Origin of the sequence: Vibrio sp. MACH09 (genome assembly GCF_033238805.1) — a bacterium.
Classification (GTDB): domain Bacteria; phylum Pseudomonadota; class Gammaproteobacteria; order Enterobacterales; family Vibrionaceae; genus Vibrio.
Map to the genome: position 1 here is coordinate 2,862,809 of NZ_BSFZ01000001.1, position 19,144 is coordinate 2,881,952.

The following is a 19,144-nucleotide window of genomic DNA, read 5'->3' on the forward strand; positions in this document are numbered from 1 at the left end:
AATTTTGTCAGAATTAATACAAGCCATGGCAAGCATGGATAGGGTTGAAATTGGCCTATGGGTGTCCGGTGCTATGTTGCTGTTTGTCCTGTTAGGTGTAAGGGTTGCCTTTGCAGCCGCCATTGCAGGGTTTCTCGGCTTACTATGGATATTTAGTGCCAAACTCGGCTTTGAACGCGGCTTTTTAGTGGCACTCAAAATGGCCGGAACCATTCCCCATTCAAAAGTGTCATCTCTCGCCTTATCACTGATCCCAACATTTATTCTTATCGGTTTTTTGGCCTATCACGCCGGATTAACTCGTTCACTGTTTGAAGCTGCGAAGCGTTGGGTCGGTTGGTTACCGGGCGGAATGGGAGTTGCGACCGTGTTCTCTACCGCGGGGTTTGCTGCGGTATCAGGAGCGTCCGTCGCCACATCCGCCGTATTTGCCCGCATTGCTGTTCCGGAAATGCTTAAACTGGGTTACGACAAGCGCTTTGCGGCTGGCGTCGTCGCCGCAGGTGGCACCTTAGCCTCTCTTATTCCACCTTCAGCAATATTGGTTATTTATGCCATTATCGTTGAGCAAGACGTAGGTGCGCTATTAATGGCCGGTTTTATTCCCGGCTTTGTATCGGCATTAATTTATGGTGGTCTAGTCATATTTTTGGCCATGACCCGTAAGGATTTTGGTCCCCCAGTAAAAGGATATACTTGGAAACAACGTTTTGAATCACTCCCCGCCGCTCTCCCGATCTTTTTTGTGGTTGCCATTATTATGGTCTGTATCTACGGAGGCGTTGGCACACCGACTGAGGCTGGAGCACTCGGCGCTTCACTGATTCTTGTTGTGGCTCTCTACCACGGTAGCCGTTGGAAAGAGCTCAAGAGCTCACTTATGGAAACCGCCAAACTGTCAGCGATGATTTTTGCCATTATTTGGGGGGTATTAATCTATGTTCGTTTTCTTGGCTTTGCCGACTTACCGAGCGCTTTCTCTGACTGGATCGTCAGCTTAGAACAGAGCCCAATGCTAACACTGTTGCTGATCCTTTGTGCTTACGCAGTATTAGGCATGTTCATGGATGCGATTGGTATGCTATTGCTTACCTTACCAGTGGTATATCCCGCAATCATTGCACTTAATGGTGGCGTGGATGTCGCAGCGGTCGATTCTGCTTTTGGGGTTTCAGGGGTAGGCTGCGCTATCTGGTTTGGAATAATCGTGGTGAAAATGGCAGAGCTTTGTCTCATCACTCCACCAATTGGCCTAAACTGCTTTGTTGTGGCAGGAGTTCGTCCTGAATGTTCTGTTCAAGATGTGTTCCGTGGATGTACGCCATTTTTTGTTGCGGATGTTGTGACAATCGCCGTACTTATCTCATTTCCGGGAATTGTACTCTGGTTACCGACATTAATAGGTTACGCCTAACGGCATATCGCTGAGTGGCATCATTTCCATATGCCACCAGCCCACTCTCTAGCAGTATATTAGAACCTAGCAGAGTATAAGCACCAACTCTTATACTCTGCTTATAAAGCTAACATTAACCAAAATTACATTTTCTCTCTCGGCACCAGTTTCATTTGGCTTTATTACTTGATAACACCATATGCATCACGGCGCTCGGATTTATTTTCTACTATTTGCCAAAACCCGTAGTGAAATCAAAATATCTCTCTTCTTTTCACTTATGATTCACCCTGCATATGGATCATGACGGAATTAACTTCGTCTAATGACACTAGAAGAATAAATTTCACTCAAATGGAAAAACAAAAAACGGGTTTATTATCATACTTATCAGGCAGTCTTTGGTGGGTATGTATTCTTGGATCTGTTATAAGCTACGCTCTTTTTACTGGGCTATTACCGACACTTTTTACTCGTGTTTGCAGTCTCTGTAACACTCTCTATACAGATCAAATCGAGCTGGGACTACGCACATTTCTACCTGTTGTATTAATGACGTCTGTAACTATTTTCATTGTCTGGTTCATCGTTTCTGCCATCAGAGTCCAATTACAACAAAATAACGCCAAAGATAATTTAAAAAATCTCAATAAAAGAGAATTTGCATCTGTTCTCGTTAATTATTACCAAAAGCAAGGTTACCTAGTAAAAATGCTGGTTCACTCCAATGTTGAAAGCGAAAGTGAAATGGATATAGAAGTGACGAAATTTGGTCAAAGTCATTTGATCTATTGTCAGCATAGAAAAACACGGAGAGTTGAAACTAAAGTGGTTAAAGAGTATTACAATCGCTCGCTTTCACAGCAAGCAGATCGAATAACGATTGTCAGCTTAGGGGAGTTCACCCTTAATGCCCAACAGCTCGCACTTAGCAAAAATATCGACTTAATTAATGGCACTCAACTAGCAAAGATGCTGCAACCACTAGATACACTGTTACCAAAAAATAAAGAGAAGAAAAATAAAGAGAAGAAAAATCAAAAACAGACACTGGCTTCACCACAAAACTAACGTATCTACTCTGCCAATATTACTCTCTTTTACTGGCATACTTGCTACTCTCTGTATTAATCACATCCTCTCGAACTGTCTCAATACTCTGCCAAATTTTTTCGACTAACTTGGGATTATTAGCAACAAATTTACCACTAAAAGTTAAATAGTAATCCTTGGTTTTTATTGCAGGCTCTACTCTTTCAATATTAGCTACTCCGTTGTCATTTAAGTAAGACTGGGCGGTAGTATCTTGAATGGCAATGCTAGGCAAACGTTTGGTTTCTAGCATATGAAAAAGTTGTTCTGTGGTTTTTACTTCTTCTACATTAATGCTTTTGCGTCTGAGCTCTTTTACGATAGAGAATCCTAAATGGGCACCAACAACTTTCTTTTCTGTACCTTTTACGCTAATACCGTCCCACTCAAAAGGCTGATCTTTTAACTTATAAAAATAATAACCTATTGTTGCCACTCGTTTGCTGCGATCAGGTACACCATTCACCATAGGGTAATTAGCGTACTTCGCTCTTTGAGGGTTATAGGAAAAGATAAATCCGCCGTCGACTTTACTGCTTTTTATATATTGTAAAACGCGTTTACCCGGAAGACGTTGGTATTCGACATTTATATCTAACTCATTGGCGACTTTATTAATAATATCGAGCGATAAGCCGGGAGGAAATGGGGTTCTTCCACCATTTCCCATTTGAAATGGATAAGACTGTATATCTGAATAAGCAAGTTTAAGCGTCGTTGCAGCCGCAAAAGAGACGGGCAATAACACTAAAGAGAGCAGTATGTAGGAACGATATCGAAAAACAGCCACACAAGAACCTTGTTTTTTTGTTTAGCATACAAAGGAATAAACAACATTTCTTCAATAAACGTCGCGCTTTTGACGAAAATCCCATTTACCTTATAGTGGGATAAGATTTTTCTGTCATCTTGCTCAAGCTCAATATACTTCTTGATTAAACAAAATTTGTAACTAAAAGATCAACAGCCCCCAAATTAATTACCATTCGCTTAGATGCTTTTCTATGATCAACTCTATTTCACCACGTTTATGCATCTCTGTTAGCAGAGTATTAAACTGTTCTACAAAATGAGCTTTATATGGGTACAGTTCATTGTTTACATTACTAAACCCAAGAAAACTATCTTCATAAGAAATAATAGGGCCAAACTGAACATTATCTAAATAGGCTCGATAATGTTCATCTTTACTCAGTTCATTTAACTCGGTCTTAATGACCAACTCATCGTTGATATAACAATCAATGCGTCCTGTTGCCACCATGAGTAGATTTTGCCCCGCACGACGAGACTCGGAAAGAAACATCTCATTTCTCGCCACTGCCTCAAAAAAGGCTTCTCCTCCTAACAAATAGCCGCTGCTCTGTCCTATGCTCAATCCGTAATAATCATTTGGCCACTTATTTCGCTCTATATCAAAAACCTTTTTTTGACATATCAATACCGTTTTTTCTCTATATAAAGGTGTGGAATAAGGCGATATATATGGACGTCGGTTGGGGTAGTAATAGGGAGGAAAAAGAGAGAACGCGTCACCTGTTTTAAGCAGAAAGAGCCCTCTCTCCCAAGGGACCGCTTTTAAAGTCACCTGATAATCATCCATCTGCTCAAAAATCGTATTTAATACATCAATATAAATACCTTTGAACACCCCATCCTCTACCCAAGCATAAGGACGATAAGTGGATTCACCATAAATGGTGACATGCTGTTTTTGATTAGCAAAAGAGAAAAAGCTAATAGTGAACAGTAATAAAGAAAAACATACAAACTTGTACACTATTAACATCACACCTCTATATTTATCCGTTATCTCTCATAAATTATAGACGACTAAATTGATGGCTTAGCAGTCAGCACGGGATTATCCTTACTAATTACAGGCTTTTTCCGGTCATTTTCTGACTCTATTAAGGTTACTCTGCTAAGTACAGGGCAGTTACTCATAATTTGAAGCTATCCACACATCCATATTCATTAGAAGAATTTATCGGTTCGAACAAGTAGAATAATGACATTGCAGTGACACGGATAGTTAATGAAAATCTCTGACCAATTTGATGGCTACAAAACCATACTAGAAACCCTGCCAGATCGCGTCTTTATTATCTCTCAATCCGGGATAATATTAGACGTAATGGGTGGTGATGGTTCTAGCATTGTCTTAAATAAACACGCTCTTGTCCGCCAATCTTTAAATAAAGTCTTTGGTAACGACAAAACTGAGCAGTTTGATGCCGTGATTCAGCGCGCAATTAAAGAGAAGACGGTTCAAGTTTATCAATATTCTGTTGAGCCAGACGTTTTTGAGAAACTATCTAGCACCTCAAAAATCGACTCTACCCAGTGGTATGAAGGTCGAATTCAACTGTTGCCATTTAAAGTAAACGACGAAGCTGTTGTGGTATGGATCTCCAGAAATACCACCCAAAATCACCTTTTACAAGAGAAGCTAAAGCAACAAGCCGAGTTAGATTACTTAACCGGTGTTTTAAGCCACCGCTCATTTTTTGATCGAGCCGTTCACTGCTTCAAATGCAAAAAAAGATACTGCAAAGCAACAACTCTACTGCTGCTTGATATCGACCACTTTAAATCCGTCAATGACACTTATGGCCACTTAGCAGGTGATGCCGTATTAAAAAATACCGCGACCACTCTTCAACAAGCACTGCGTGATGTGGATTACCTTGGGCGAGTAGGAGGAGAAGAGTTTGCTGTATTGTTAACGGATACCGATGTGAATGGAGCTTACCCCGTAGCGGAACGTATTCGTGAAAAAATAGAGCAAATGTTAACTCACTATAAAACGACCCCTATCCAAATAACCATTAGTATTGGCATCAGTGACATATTAAGTGATGATTCCGATATTACGGTCGCTTACGAACGTGCAGACAAAGCGTTGTACCAATCTAAGTTGGCGGGACGAAACCGCACCACCGTCTATCGTCCACTATAGAGCTAACTAAAGCAGCATATTGTAAGATTTTACATGGCCAAAACATTAGCGAATGTTTTATTAGAAAATGATGTTTCTCTTTTTGAAACAATTAAATAGATCAATAACTCCAATTGTAATTATTGTAGACTATAATATGAACACGAGCTCAAAGGGAAAGTGGTTATGGTCGAACAGAATACAATTTCTGCTTCTAGTAAAGAAAAAAACAGAATTCGTCGCAAAGGCTTAGCATGGACTTGGCAACTGGCGACGAACGAGTTTCAGATCGACCAAAACGCTCTAAAAATTGCCTGTGAGATTGAAAAAGACATCAAAACGATAGAAGACTTTGTTTTGCTCTTCTCTCAACAAGATAAAGAGACGCTAGTTAACTTATTAAAATCAGCCCATGAAGGAAACTCCCCCTCTCCGGTAAAAGTTAGCTTAGGACACAATGAATTTGCAATGACAGCATGCATTGTCTCAGCCACCATGCTTAACAAAGATGTCGCCGCAGGCTACCTACAGTTTTTAAATGTATTGCCACCTCAAGAAGAGCTATCTTCCATCGCATCGCAATTTTTTGAAAATGCACACCACGGTTTACTCGTCACAGATCAAGACACCAAGATCATTACTTGCAACGCCTATTTTGAAAACTCGTCGGGCTATAAACTGTCGGAGCTAGTCGGGCAAAAGACCAACATTTTTAATGCAAAAAAACACTCTTCGGAATTCTTCGATCAGTTTTGGCATAAATTGAGTAACGAAAATTATTGGTCAGGCCTTATTCTGAGTAGAACGAAAAGCAACAAAATTGTTCCACAAGAGCTTTCAATTCAACGAATCGTTACAAGAAGTAAGAATGTTTATTATGTTGGAATGACAAAAAACCTCTCTAAAAAGCTTTATCGCTTAGCCGGCAAGGAGCACGGTGGTATTGAGCTATTAACGCAGTTGCCCAGTGATAGCGACTACAAAGAGAAAGTGAAACAGATGTTCGATAACCTGCCGCAAAATAACGGCTTAATGGTGCTCTGTTTCTCTCCCGAACTTGATGCAACTATAGAGCATGAAGTAAGAAAAAAAATAGCCAGTGCCCTATCGAGTTTGCCGGATAATTTCACCACGGCTGGTTACCTAGGGGGTAACGCATTCTCTATTTGCATTTACTATAAACGCAGTGCTAGCCGCCCCCACTCTCTATCGATATATGAAACCATCAAGGCGGTCTTTCATTTAATCCGAAGTGAAGTTGATAACGATATTTATGATGTGTTATCACGATCTACCATTGGCACATCCGTGGTAGGACTAGACTCAAATGGTTCTGCAACTCTTGTTTCTCACGCCCTACAAGCCATGTATGAAAAGCATTCTCATAATAATAACAATATCTGTTTTTATAATAGAGCACTGCACGACAAGGTTAAAAAAAGAGAAACACTGGAGCAGATAACTATTGAGTGTATTAAGAGCTCAAATGTAGAAGTGTTCTTTCAACCTATTATTTCCAGTGAAAACTGGCAAATCAAAAAGTTTGAAGCCTTATGCCGGTTTAGAGACACAGAGGGAAATATTCTCGACACTCAAAAAATCATAAAAATAGCAGAAGATCTCAATATGATTTCCGATCTTGATCTTGTGATGGCAGAGAAATCTATCTCATCAAGACAATTACTGGCAGAGATCTTTGGTAAAAGTGTAGAAATAACCATCAATATCTCTTTGGCAAGCAGCAAACCACTGAAGAAGCTGTTTGCTGATTTGTGTTTGATTTTGGACAAATATAGTGAAGAGATTCCCTTTATAACCATAGAGTTGACAGAGTCATCTTACTTTAACAGTGAAGACACCGATGCGGATCTGCTATTCGAGCTAAGAACAAAAGGGGTACAAATCGCTATTGATGACTTTGGTACCGGATACTCATCATTTGCTTATCTAAAAGATGGTAATTTTGATCTACTAAAAATTGACCGTGAATTTGTCAATGGGATTACGGTTGGCTCTCACAACTACTATATAGCCAAAATGATCACCAACTTAGCCCACACTTTAGGCGTTCAAGTCGTTGCCGAAGGTGTAGAGACACTGCAAGAGATCGTAATATTAAAAGAGTTAAAAGTAGACCTTTTACAAGGGTTCTATTTTAGTAAACCAAAACCACTTGAAGAGCTGACCCCATACTCAGGCTATGCTAAAAAACTCAGTGATCTACAAGGTTCATGTTCCAGCGATACCAGTGAACTGTTTATCTACCCACCAACCCTCAGTGCCGAAAATAACTTAGCTGAAGTCAAAGAGATTTTTGATAATACCAACTACATCGCTCTACCTGTTATTAATGATAAAACATGTGTCGGCTTTGTCAGTAAAGAGATATTCAATTTTCATTCATCACCATCAGTAGGCACCGATACCGAAACCGCACAGGACTACCGCCTATTAAGCAAACCTGTCAGCGCCATGATGCACAGTAGAATAACCCGTGTGCATCGCACTATTAATAGCGGTGAAATTCACGAAAAAATCAGAAATAACTATAGCTTTCCATGGATAGTAATTGACGATGATGGACACTATGTCGCCATCATTGATAATAACAGTATCATTAGTTATCTAAATGATCTGTAGTAACGGTTAAACGAGGTAATTTAAGTGAAACCCCACTAATTACTCTCACTTTGCGAAACTTCATGCTACTAATGTGGTTTCGCATCCTTCTACTTTCATATTGTGTCTATCACAAAAAATGCTCTTCATCGCAGATAAACAAAGGCTTCTTCTCTCTGTTCCTTGAAGTTACCCTGCTATGTGATAGCATCAGCCCTATATTTTTTTAAGTCATATGTTCAATTTATGGAACAAGAAGAACTAATTCAGAAACGAGAGTTCTTTCGTTTACGTTATCCTCGTAATGAAAGACCCAGAGCCAAACTATTAGGGCGCGATTTTTGGGTATGCGAAATTTCAGAGCAGGGAACAAGAATTCTATTTACTAACTCTCATCCGGTTACCCGTGGCATCTCTATCACCGGAAGCATCCGCTTTCATGATGGTGAAATGATAGAAATAAAAGGGCAAGTATTACGCTTAGATGATGGTGAACTTGTCGCTCAATTATCTAAAGGTCCCGATCTAAAGCGGATGACCAAAGAACAGATTTACATTAGAAAAAAATACCCCGGTTTTTTTAACAAACAGAAAAGCGTCAATTTTATTAAATAACTGCACAGGTCATTATTTAAACTCAAGAAAATGGGCGCTTAGCCCATTTAAGAGCATATATTCATTAGCAAATTCCCCCTCAACGGCTCTGATTTGTTAAATACCTCCAATTAATTTGTAATATAAATCCAACTTCCTCGGTCTATCTCCTCAAGTGTCTATAATAGAAAGTAATAAAAGTAGAATAGAACGTAATTCTATTTAGCTCGGTGTCATACAAAAGTCACCCTCTGTTCATCAATATCACATGTTTACACGCCAACCTGATGATCAAGCTTTGTAGAGTTCAACATATTTCATGTTTTTAGAGGTAATTTATGCAGCAAACAGCCAGCCCTTTTCGTTTACCAAGAAAAACACCGTTTGGTTTAGGTGAATCCTTTGCAGAATGGGCAACAGGGTTAAGCCAACTTGATAAGCTTTATGCTCAGCGACCTGCCGATTGTGATACCCAACAATTTCTACGTTTTACGTTAGAAGTACTTGGTATTGACTACCAAGTAATGCGAGGCTCACTAAATAATGTTCCAGCGGAAGGTGCCACGGTTATTGTTGCTAATCACCCTTTAGGTGGCGTAGAAGGGGTCATACTGGCAGAAATGTTGCTGACCATTCGCAGTGATATACAGATACTGGCAAACCACTATTTGAAAACCTTACCTGAACTGGATGAGTTATTTATTGGTGTCGATGTGTTTGAAGGTGCTGGTGCTGTAAGAGCAAATATGAAGGCACTTCGAACCGCCAATAAGCATTTGGCGCAAGGAGGGTTACTGTTAATGTTCCCTGCAGGAGAAGTGTCTCAGCTCGTAGACAGTAAACAGGGGCGGCTAGAAGACAAAGAGTGGAGTCGTTCTGTTGGTTCGCTTATCCGTAAAAACCGAGCGGTCACCGTTCCAATGTACATTAATGGTCAAAACTCGAAACGCTTCTATTTAGCAGAAAAAATACACCCTTTACTGCGCACATTAATGCTGGGGCGCGAACTGCTCAATAAAAAAGATGAGGCGATCTCAATTGCCATTGGCGATCAGATTAAATTCAAAGAAGTGAACAAGTTAGATGATAAAAAACTTGTTAACTACTTGAGATTAAACACCTACTTGCTCAACGGCTCTGCTGAACAAAATACCCTGTCATTAAATGATGACACTTATACCACTCCCGTTGCCGCAGCAATGCCTCTTGATACCATCTTACAAGAGATAGATAAGCTACCAGAGAGCGCACAACTACTCATTAGCGGCGAGTTTGAGGTCTACTGTACTGAGTCTGAAAATATTCCTTCAGTGATGCATGAAATTGGCCGTCTACGAGAGTTAAATTTTCGCCAAGTGGGAGAAGGGACTGGAGAAGCGCTCGATGTAGATGAGTTCGACAAATCCTACTTACAGTTATTTGTTTGGGATAGAAAACATCAGAGAATGGTGGGAGCCTACCGACTTGGTTTGGTTGACGTGGTAACCAAAAACCAAGGTATAGATGGGCTTTATTCAACCACTCTATTTCATTACGACCAACGTTTTATCGATAAGATGAACTGTGGTAAAGCGATTGAAATGGGGCGCTCTGTTATTGCAGAAGAGTATCAGCGCAGCATGAGCGCACTGCTGCTGCTGTGGAAAGGGATTGCGAGCTTTGTCTATCGTAATCCACACTACACTCACCTATTTGGCCCTGTAAGCATTAGCAACGAGTACAGCCATGAAGCAAGACAACTATTAGCTGAGACCATGACCCTGCATCATTATGATCTGGACACTGCCAATGTGGTTAAAGCGTCTAACCCTTTAGAAAAGAAAAACACCTCGTGGAATACCAGCCTGCTCACCGCTTTGGGGGATTTACAGCTTCTCTCTCGTGTCATCGCCAGAGTAGACAGTGGTAAAGGAGTTCCGGTACTGCTTCGACAGTATCTAGGGTTAAATGGAAAACTGGTCTGCTTTAATGTTGATCCCGCATTTAATGATGCATTGGATGGACTGATAGTGGTGAACCTTAAAAAAGTACCACAAAAAACACTCGGTCGTTATATGGGGTCAGAACAGGCCGCTGACTACTTACAACTTCACGGTGTGAGCAACGACTAGAATAAATCCGTCGAAAAAAGAGCAGAAATAAAAAGAGCAGTAGACAATGATATCTACTGCTCTTTTTTGTGTTGCTCTATTTCTTATGGGCGGATGTTATTTAACCCACTGTTTCATCAGTAACTGCACAAGATATTTTCTGGCATTAAAGCGTTATGCACAGCCAACTTTAGCAGTTGATTGGCTTTCTCAATATCAGGTGAGAAGTAGCGATCCTTATCGTAAAACGACACCTTCTCTCGCAATATGGCTTTCGCTTGCTCGATCAGTGGAGAGGATAAGTTAGGTTTACGAAAATCTAGCCCTTGGGCAGCGGATAGGTACTCTACAGCCAAAATGCCACGGGTATTTTCCGACATATCTTTAAGCCTGCGCCCTGCAAAAGTGGCCATAGAAACATGATCTTCCTGATTGGCAGAGGTTGGTAAACTGTCTACCGACGCAGGGTGCGCCAATGTTTTGTTCTCGCTGGCTAGCGCTGCGGCAGTGACTTGAGCAATCATAAAGCCAGAGTTAACCCCACCATTGTCCACCAAAAACGGCGGTAATTTACTTAGTGCGCTGTCAATAAGCAGAGCCATTCGCCTTTCCGACAGACTCCCCATCTCAGCGATGGCCAGCGCCAAGTTGTCCGCTGCCATTGCTACCGGTTCAGCGTGGAAGTTGCCTCCTGAAATGATGTCACCATCGTCAGCAAAGACCAACGGATTATCAGATACAGAGTTCGCTTCGACTTGCAATATGTCCGCAGCATTGCGAATTTGCTGTAAACAGGCTCCCATTACTTGCGGCTGACAGCGCAATGAGTACGGGTCCTGAACCTTTTCACAATCACTGTGAGACTGGCAAATGTCACTACTATGCTCCAGCAAATGACGATATGCCATTGCAGCATCGATTTGACCTCTGTGTCCCCGTACTCGATGAATTCTCGGATCAAACGGACGGCGACTACCCAGCGCCGCTTCCACCGACATGGCACCACAAACGGTTGCAGATGCATATAAGTCTTCCGCTTCAAACAGACCTTCTAACGCAAAAGCGGTGGAAGCTTGTGTGCCATTAAGTAACGCCAAACCTTCTTTCGGAGCCAATGTTATCGCTTCAAGACCGGCAATATGCAACGCTTCAAGGCCAGTAATTATCTTGCCATTATGTCTCGCCTCTCCTTCTCCCAACAGTACGGTACTCATATGAGCCAAAGGCGCTAGATCTCCAGATGCACCAACAGAGCCCTTCTTAGGTACACATGGATAAACTTGAGAATTTACCAAGGTGATTAGAGCTTCTATGACTTCAAGGCGGATACCAGAAAAACCACGAGATAAGCTGTTAATTTTGAGTACCATCATCAAACGAACCGTTTCGTCCGACATAAACTCGCCAATTCCTGCGGCGTGAGATAACACGATACTTTTTTGTAGTGTTTCAAGATCCTCTGCGGCAATTCGGGTATTGGCGAGTAAGCCAAATCCTGTATTGATGCCATAAACGGTTCTATCTTCGCTGATCACTTGTTCTACCACTTTGGTACTGGCTTCAATATCAGGTATTGCCGCAGGATCAAGAGATAAATTTACCGGTGCTCGACTGATGTTTCGAAGAGCAGACAGTGAAAGTTGTCCCGGTGTTAACTGCAAATTAATCATAGTGTTCATTTCCTAATACTGTCTTTACTTGTTGATCATCGGAAGGTCTAACTGCTGCTCGGCAGCACACTGCTTGGCGATATCATAACCTGCGTCAGCATGGCGCATCACTCCCGTAGCAGGGTCATTATGCAGTACTCGTCCAACTCGTTCTGCGGCATCATCGCTACCATCACAACACACCACCATTCCAGAGTGTTGAGAGAAGCCCATACCAACACCACCACCATGATGCAAGGAGACCCATGTTGCGCCACCAGATACATTCAGCATCGCATTTAACAGAGGCCAATCAGACACAGCATCAGAACCGTCCATCATGCCTTCTGTTTCCCTGTTAGGGCTAGCAACTGAACCGGAATCAAGATGATCTCGACCAATCACTATTGGTGCTTTTAACTCACCATTTTTGACCATTTCATTGAAGGCCAAACCAAGGCGAGCTCTATCTTTTAGTCCTACCCAACAGATACGTGCAGGGAGTCCTTGAAACTGAATACGTTCACGAGCCATATCCAACCAGTTATGCAGATGAGGGTTGTCCGGAATAAGCTCTTTTACTTTTGCATCTGTTTTATAAATATCTTCTGGATCGCCTGACAGAGCAGCCCAACGGAAAGGACCAATTCCCTCACAGAATAGTGGTCGGATGTAAGCCGGAACAAACCCTGGGAAATCAAAGGCATTCTTAACTCCCTCTTCCAACGCCATCTGTCGAATATTGTTCCCATAGTCTAAAGTTGCCGCTCCTCGCTCTTGCAGCGTTAACATCGCTTGAACCTGAACCGCCATAGATTGTTTCGCCGCTTTCACGACTTTTGACTCATTCTCTAAGCGCTCTTGCTTAGCCTTCTCCATCGTCCAGCCTTGAGGTAGGTAACCGTTTAGTGGATCATGTGCCGATGTCTGATCTGTCACCACATCTGGGGTAATTCCTCGTGCAACTAACTCTGCAAATACATCGGCAGCGTTCCCTAACAAGCCGACAGACACAGGTGTGTCTGATTGAGTGATCATATCCAGCGCTTCATCAAGAGAGGTGGCTTTTTTGTCTACATAGCCAGTACGAAGGCGATAATCAATACGAGACTCATCACACTCGACCGCCAACATCGAAAAGCCGGCCATCGTGCCAGCAAGAGGCTGAGCGCCTCCCATACCACCTAATCCACCCGTTAAGATCCAGCGACCTTTACTGATACCATCGAAGTGTTTTTTGGCAATAGAGACAAAGGTTTCATAAGTACCCTGCACTATCCCTTGCGAGCCAATATAGATCCACGATCCCGCCGTCATCTGACCGTACATCATCAGTCCCTGTTTATCTAACTCATTGAAGTGTTGCCAATTTGCCCAATGAGGTACCAAGTTCGAGTTAGCAATCAGAACTCTTGGAGCATTTTTATGGGTAGGGAAGACACCAACCGGTTTACCAGATTGCACCAATAGGGTTTGATCGTCTTCTAATCTTTCTAACACCTCAACAATTTTATCGAAACAGTGCCAATCTCGAGCAGCGCGACCAATACCACCATACACAACCAAAGCATGAGGATGCTCCGCAACTTCTGGATCTAAGTTGTTCATTAACATACGCAGTGGTGCTTCCGTTAACCAAGATTTCGCACGCAACTGGGTGCCTCTTGGAGCACGAATGGTACGAGAGGTATCATGACGAGGGTCTTGTGTTGGCATAATAGAGATTCCTTTGTATCTGTGAGCGCAACCTTTCTCAGCTAATTGTCAGAGATTGAGGCAGCTTCTGTTATTGGATTAACGATCTATGTTTTTAATTGCATCTGAGTTCGATAGGCTGTTGGCGATATCCCAACATAGTCGAGCGGCCAATCTTGCAGTCTGATTATCTAGATCGTAGTTTGGGTTGTATTCAGCAATGTCTGCCAAAATCAACTTATCTTGTTGTAATAAAATGGTCTGAATAAATGGCTCAATCGCGTGATAGCTAACTCCTCTCCCTGCCGGTGCGCTTACTCCCGGTGCGGTACCCGCCGGGAACACATCCAGATCAATGGTGAGATAGATAAAGTCACACTGAGTGATGAATTTCTTTAGTTGCTGTAGCTGTTTGGCGGCTTTATCTGCGAGAAATTGATGATCTTCGATGTACCACACATTCAACTCATCTGCCCTTTGAAATAGTGCTCGCGTGTTGCTGGCAGGACTAACGCCTAGGCAAGCATAGTGAAATGGCCAGCCCTTATTATGGCAGTAGTCGGCAATTTGATAAAAAGGCGTTCCAGAGCTAGGCATGACTGTATCGTGTTCATCACTGGAAAACGCTCTTAAATCAAAATGAGCATCAAAGTTAATGATGCCAATAACAGGGGGCTGTTCTTGTTGACTTAACCGTTGCGCTAATCCCTGAAAAGACGCCCAAGCCACTTCATGTCCTCCCCCCAATGTAATGACTGGGGCGTGATGCAGCGCTGTCGCTATCACAGTTGCACATTCAAACTGACTCTGTTCCAACTCATCTCTGTGACACGGCACATTACCTAAATCAACCAGTGTTCTATCTTGATGCCACGCCATACTCGCGAGTGCCGTACGGATAGAATCTGGCGCACTTTTTGCGCCAATTCGGCCTTTATTACGCTTTACACCCGCATCACACTCAAACCCGAGTAGACAAACATCCGCGTTGTTATTGGCTAAATTCTCAACTTCACAGTTGGTGATAACGTGATGAACTCGCTCGCCTAACTCACCATCCTCTTTATCCTCTCTTCCTGTCCAATTGAAACCATGTCGACACGGTTTGCCACTACTGTTTTTTTCGTTACCAATAGAACAATCATGGTTAGTCATAGCAAACTTCCCCATTCACCACGCGGCAAACTAATCTATCTATTCCAACTTGGTAACTCAGGTCGGCAGGATGTTCGATATTCCACAGAGCAAAGTCTGCATCAAAACCAGTCTTAATCTGGCCTCGGCTCTGTGAAAAACCCAGAGCTTGTGCAGCATGGCATGTCACTCCGCGAAGAGACTCTTCTGGGGTTAAGCCAAACAGTGTACAAGCCATATTCATCATTAAAGTCACATCAGAGAATGGCGATGTTCCGGGGTTATGATCCGTGGCAATGGCCATCGGCACTTTATATTGACGAAGTAGATCGACAGGCGGTTTTTGTTGTTCCCTTAAAAAATAGAACGCACCGGGTAGCAAAGTAGCGACCGTTTCTGACTCCGCAATGGCTTTCACTCCGGACTCTGTAAGGTATTCAACATGATCAACGGACAACGCACCATATTTAGCCGCTAACGCACTGCCACCTAAAGGACTCAACTGCTCTGTGTGCCCTTTTATTGATAAGCCATGCTCGATGGCACATTGAAAAACACGCTCTGTTTGCTGAAGGTTAAAACCAATCCCTTCACAAAACACATCAACGCTGTCAATTAACCCTTCCCCTGCCGCCAAAGGGATCATCTTCTCGCACACATAATCGATATAGTCATCTGCCCTACCCTGATATTCAGGAGGAATAGCATGAGCACCGAGTAAAGTAGTCGAGATTTTTATATTGTTATTCTGTTGCAGCCGTTTTGCCGCTCTAAGCATTTTAAGTTCATCTACCACCGTTAAGCCGTAGCCAGATTTAATTTCAATACTGGTTACGCCACTAGCCATTAGCGCATCCAGGCGGGGTTGAGCTAAGTCTACAAGCTGTTCAATAGTCGCCTCTCTAGTGGCATTAACCGTAGATAGAATACCGCCACCTTGCTGGGCTATTTGCTCATAAGAGCTTCCATTCAGTCTCTGCTCAAACTCACCAGAGCGATTACCCGCGTAGATAAGGTGCGTATGGCAATCAATTAAACCAGGCGTAACAAGGGTGTCACTGCAATCAAGGTGAACATAAGGCTCATCAGCAAAAAAAGTGTAAAGGCTAGGTTTATCTTGTGATGACTGACGATCAATAGAGTCTATTTTCCCTTCAGAAATCAGCAGTTGCATTGGCTCAGTTACCACATAGCCTCGCGATCCCGACTGCATCGTAACAAGACGGGCATTTTCCAATACTAGATTCATCATGCTCTCCTACTTTTCACACCAACAAGTCACTCATCAATTCAATCTTTATTGTATATACAATTAAATCAAGTATAGCCCAGAGACAATAGTAATGTTATGAAAATGTGATCAAAAGTTGAGAAATAGAGAAAGATTAGCGATTATAAAACCCATTCAATAGCTGAAGAGTGGCAAACTAGCGGTACTAAAATACGGGCTATTTTGACTTTATTATCTTGAGTAGGGGTTACTTAAGCATAATTTTAGAACTGAGTTGATATTTACTGCCCGGATGATAAAGCAGTGCAGTACTCACCAGTTTATCGTCACTCCAAGTACGACGATTTAACAGCAAACAGGGCTCACTGTCAGTCATGGTTAACGCTTCACGAACCATAACCTCTGGTACTATTGCTTCGACAGTATGTTCTATGGCACTTAATGGACAATTTTCTGATAGATAGGAGTTTGGGGTTGAGTGGGAAAAGTCTTGTTCTAGATAGTCTGGAGCATAGATTGGGTTTACCCAGCGTACCTCCAATTGAACGGGCAGAGAATCAGAATAGTGGATAATTTCACTATAGAAAACCTCGGTATTCACCATAACTCCTAGCCTTGTTGCTATCACTTCGTCAGCCACCACTTTTAGCTGTTTGATCACTTTGTTGTGGTAATGCTTACCGCGAGAAACAACCTCTTCGGCAATATTCCGAATATCCAATAATGGTGACTCAGCCTTCTCTTCCTTAGCACAAACAAAGGTTCCTGCTCTCGGTTTTCTTACTAACATTCCTTCAGAGACTAAGTCTCGAATGGCTTTGTTCACCGTCATTCGACTAACATTAAACTGACTAGTCAGTTCCAACTCCGTATTGATACGATGCCCGACAGGCCACTTACCGGAAGCAATATTTTTCGATATATACTGTTTTATCTGAATGTATAGAGGCGAGTCTGACATAAGTTAGGCTCAATTTAATTGAATATACAAATAGATTAATTTATTTGGCTAATATTTCAATAGCCATAACCCATTTATTATTAATTCGTGAAAGTGAGTCATTAAAAAAGCCCAAAGTATTTGTATACTATGGGCGATTTAAAATAACGGACATTTGTCGAGTAACGTTATGGCATAACTAAGCGGTAAGTTTTAACAAGGTATGGCCTAAACCGATATTATCCGTTCTTTCTACCATCTTTAGCCCTGACTCAGCGACTATCTCTAAAAAGTCATCGCTGCGATAAAAACGGCTATTGCCATTTGCTAAGCAGGTAAAATAGAGTGAAGTAGCGTTTAAACTGTAAGAAGCGGCTTCATACTTCTGTGCATCCCAAAACAGTTCTAAAACATAAACCACCGAGCCCGGTGCTAACTGCTGTTTCACTCGTTTTAAGATGTTAAGAATTTCCATCGGTGAAAAACAATCCAGGAACTGGCTCATCCACCAGATATCCGCATGCTCAGGTAAGGTTTGAGCCTTATCCAGCATATTGGCAGGGTACCCTTGGATTCGGTCAGCAAAGCCATTCTCTTTAGCGTTCGCCATTGCCATTTCAAGCTGTTGCGGTAGATCGACAATAGTCACGTTCACATCACTATTGTAATTACAACACTGCATTGCCCATTTACCGGTGTTACCACCTATATCCACGATATGTTTAGGGTTAGACTGAAACACTTTCTCTAGCAATACCGGAAATGATCGGTCTGAATAGAAATGGTCAAAAGCAAACCAGCTCTGTTTTGCTTGCTCTGGAAGTCGAGACAAACCTTGGTAGATCGTTTCCCAATCTCCCAGTTCTTTTAGCCCTGCCGGTTTTCCTTGCTGAATAGACTCCGTCAAATGCATCATAGCGGCATAACAAACGTCCGCAGTAAAATCCATGTTCGCCTTAGTCATACCGTCATGCAGTAAGAAAAAGCCAAGGTTAGCAAGGGAGTAGTTAGGTTTTTCCCACAACACAATATTTGCGCTAATGGCCATATCTAGCAACACCTTAACGCCATACTCTGAAACGTCAGTGGATTGCGAGATCTGCTCTACACTTAGTCCTTCCGTACCCGCTTTATCGAGCGCGGTTAAAATACCAAGATCTCTTAATGTGCGGGCAGTATGAAAAGCAATAGGCGCAAAAGAGAGCTTTTGTGCTTCTGTTTTTGCTTCTAGAGCATTAAATGGATCAATATTTTGATTTATCACTGAAAAACCTAACTTAAACAAATGTTGAATAGGAACTCAAAGGTCTACTTTGAAGCTGCCATTATGGATAATTGTTTTTGAATATCAACATTCAAATTGTTTACCCAACGATTGTAATTACGATGAATATTTCCATCTCTCTCTTTCAGGTTTTCTGAACGAACATAATTGATAGAGTAAAATTTATTGCTGTAAGTGATGCTCACTTCCGCAAAGTGACTACGCACATACAGTTTTGCGTCAAGTTCACCCTCTTTCACTTCTTTTACCAACCAGTCACGAGCAGAGGCAGCTTTGATAATGGCCGCTTTAACATCTTGACTTTGAAGTTCATAAGCAACTGGAGTATCCTCGAAATTCATTATTGGTTGCACACGATTACAACCAACAACGATTAGAGTCAAAAATAGCGCGGCGGCTAGCTTAAAGAATTTCATAGTATTTCCCTAAATATATGTTAAGAAGCTTGCTAGTATTTCGTTACTACAAATTAAAATCA

General features: G+C 42.1%; 15 protein-coding genes. 6 read left to right on the forward strand and 9 right to left on the reverse strand.

Annotation, left to right across the window (positions count from 1 at the left end):
• Positions 1 to 4 precede the first annotated feature (4 nt).
• Positions 5 to 1,414, forward strand: a complete 1,410-nt coding sequence (locus CHJ_RS12805) for a TRAP transporter large permease (protein WP_216613485.1) — start codon at positions 5 to 7, stop codon at positions 1,412 to 1,414.
• A 336-nt stretch (positions 1,415 to 1,750) separates the two neighbouring features.
• Positions 1,751 to 2,467: a restriction endonuclease gene (locus CHJ_RS12810; RefSeq protein ID WP_317917854.1), complete on the forward strand. Its 717-nt coding sequence runs from the start codon at positions 1,751 to 1,753 to the stop codon at positions 2,465 to 2,467.
• A 19-nt stretch (positions 2,468 to 2,486) separates the two neighbouring features.
• On the opposite strand, the gene CHJ_RS12815 is transcribed toward CHJ_RS12810, so the two are convergent.
• Entirely contained in the window at positions 2,487 to 3,278 is a 792-nt protein-coding gene (locus tag CHJ_RS12815; protein ID WP_317917855.1) for a substrate-binding periplasmic protein, read from the reverse strand.
• Between the two features lie 189 nt (positions 3,279 to 3,467).
• Complete coding sequence (locus CHJ_RS12820; RefSeq protein ID WP_317917856.1) at positions 3,468 to 4,277, reverse strand: substrate-binding periplasmic protein; 810 nt, start codon at positions 4,275 to 4,277, stop codon at positions 3,468 to 3,470.
• A 249-nt stretch (positions 4,278 to 4,526) separates the two neighbouring features.
• Here CHJ_RS12820 and CHJ_RS12825 point away from each other — a divergent pair, with 249 nt between their 5' ends.
• From CHJ_RS12825 to CHJ_RS12840, 4 genes are all read left to right on the forward strand, one after another.
• Positions 4,527 to 5,450 carry a GGDEF domain-containing protein gene (locus CHJ_RS12825; RefSeq protein ID WP_317917857.1) on the forward strand — a complete coding sequence of 308 codons (924 nt, stop codon included), beginning with the start codon at positions 4,527 to 4,529 and terminating at the stop codon, positions 5,448 to 5,450.
• A gap of 165 nt (positions 5,451 to 5,615) precedes the next feature.
• Positions 5,616 to 8,069 carry an EAL domain-containing protein gene (locus CHJ_RS12830; RefSeq protein ID WP_317917858.1) on the forward strand — a complete coding sequence of 818 codons (2,454 nt, stop codon included), beginning with the start codon at positions 5,616 to 5,618 and terminating at the stop codon, positions 8,067 to 8,069.
• A gap of 225 nt (positions 8,070 to 8,294) precedes the next feature.
• Complete coding sequence (locus CHJ_RS12835) at positions 8,295 to 8,663, forward strand: PilZ domain-containing protein (protein WP_171754777.1); 369 nt, start codon at positions 8,295 to 8,297, stop codon at positions 8,661 to 8,663.
• A gap of 317 nt (positions 8,664 to 8,980) precedes the next feature.
• Positions 8,981 to 10,753, forward strand: a complete 1,773-nt coding sequence (locus CHJ_RS12840) for a lysophospholipid acyltransferase family protein (protein WP_317917859.1) — start codon at positions 8,981 to 8,983, stop codon at positions 10,751 to 10,753.
• A gap of 116 nt (positions 10,754 to 10,869) precedes the next feature.
• Here the strand turns inward: CHJ_RS12840 and hutH are convergent, their stop codons facing one another.
• From hutH to CHJ_RS12875, 7 genes are all read right to left on the reverse strand, one after another.
• Positions 10,870 to 12,402 carry a histidine ammonia-lyase gene (gene hutH, locus CHJ_RS12845; RefSeq protein ID WP_171754779.1) on the reverse strand — a complete coding sequence of 511 codons (1,533 nt, stop codon included), beginning with the start codon at positions 12,400 to 12,402 and terminating at the stop codon, positions 10,870 to 10,872.
• Between the two features lie 24 nt (positions 12,403 to 12,426).
• Positions 12,427 to 14,097, reverse strand: coding sequence for a urocanate hydratase (hutU, locus tag CHJ_RS12850; RefSeq protein ID WP_317917860.1), 1,671 nt, complete (start codon positions 14,095 to 14,097; stop codon positions 12,427 to 12,429).
• 78 nt (positions 14,098 to 14,175) lie between these two features.
• Entirely contained in the window at positions 14,176 to 15,231 is a 1,056-nt protein-coding gene (gene hutG / locus CHJ_RS12855; protein ID WP_317917861.1) for a formimidoylglutamase, read from the reverse strand.
• Entirely contained in the window at positions 15,224 to 16,459 is a 1,236-nt protein-coding gene (hutI, locus tag CHJ_RS12860; protein WP_171754782.1) for an imidazolonepropionase, read from the reverse strand. The genes hutG and hutI overlap by 8 nt, the downstream gene beginning before the upstream one ends.
• A 229-nt stretch (positions 16,460 to 16,688) precedes the next feature.
• Positions 16,689 to 17,402 (reverse strand): histidine utilization repressor, encoded by a 714-nt coding sequence (gene hutC / locus CHJ_RS12865; protein WP_171754783.1) that lies wholly within the window; start codon positions 17,400 to 17,402, stop codon positions 16,689 to 16,691.
• Between the two features lie 178 nt (positions 17,403 to 17,580).
• Complete coding sequence (locus tag CHJ_RS12870) at positions 17,581 to 18,645, reverse strand: class I SAM-dependent methyltransferase (protein ID WP_317917862.1); 1,065 nt, start codon at positions 18,643 to 18,645, stop codon at positions 17,581 to 17,583.
• Positions 18,646 to 18,689: 44 nt separating this feature from the next.
• On the reverse strand, positions 18,690 to 19,082 hold the full coding sequence (locus CHJ_RS12875; protein ID WP_317917863.1) for a hypothetical protein: 393 nt from the start codon (positions 19,080 to 19,082) through the stop codon (positions 18,690 to 18,692).
• Positions 19,083 to 19,144: the final 62 nt, after the last annotated feature.

What these genes read in the sequence shown, in the direction of transcription:
- hutU (WP_317917860.1), bottom strand. Translation starts at nt 14,097, where the DNA reads ATGCCAACACAAGACCCTCGTCATGATACCTCTCGTACCATTCGTGCT.
- CHJ_RS12825 (WP_317917857.1), top strand. Translation starts at nt 4,527, where the DNA reads ATGAAAATCTCTGACCAATTTGATGGCTACAAAACCATACTAGAAACC.
- CHJ_RS12830 (WP_317917858.1), top strand. Translation starts at nt 5,616, where the DNA reads ATGGTCGAACAGAATACAATTTCTGCTTCTAGTAAAGAAAAAAACAGA.
- hutC (WP_171754783.1), bottom strand. Translation starts at nt 17,402, where the DNA reads ATGTCAGACTCGCCTCTATACATTCAGATAAAACAGTATATATCGAAA.
- hutI (WP_171754782.1), bottom strand. Translation starts at nt 16,459, where the DNA reads ATGAATCTAGTATTGGAAAATGCCCGTCTTGTTACGATGCAGTCGGGA.
- CHJ_RS12840 (WP_317917859.1), top strand. Translation starts at nt 8,981, where the DNA reads ATGCAGCAAACAGCCAGCCCTTTTCGTTTACCAAGAAAAACACCGTTT.
- CHJ_RS12820 (WP_317917856.1), bottom strand. Translation starts at nt 4,277, where the DNA reads ATGTTAATAGTGTACAAGTTTGTATGTTTTTCTTTATTACTGTTCACT.
- hutH (WP_171754779.1), bottom strand. Translation starts at nt 12,402, where the DNA reads ATGATTAATTTGCAGTTAACACCGGGACAACTTTCACTGTCTGCTCTT.
- CHJ_RS12835 (WP_171754777.1), top strand. Translation starts at nt 8,295, where the DNA reads ATGGAACAAGAAGAACTAATTCAGAAACGAGAGTTCTTTCGTTTACGT.
- CHJ_RS12810 (WP_317917854.1), top strand. Translation starts at nt 1,751, where the DNA reads ATGGAAAAACAAAAAACGGGTTTATTATCATACTTATCAGGCAGTCTT.
- CHJ_RS12875 (WP_317917863.1), bottom strand. Translation starts at nt 19,082, where the DNA reads ATGAAATTCTTTAAGCTAGCCGCCGCGCTATTTTTGACTCTAATCGTT.
- hutG (WP_317917861.1), bottom strand. Translation starts at nt 15,231, where the DNA reads ATGACTAACCATGATTGTTCTATTGGTAACGAAAAAAACAGTAGTGGC.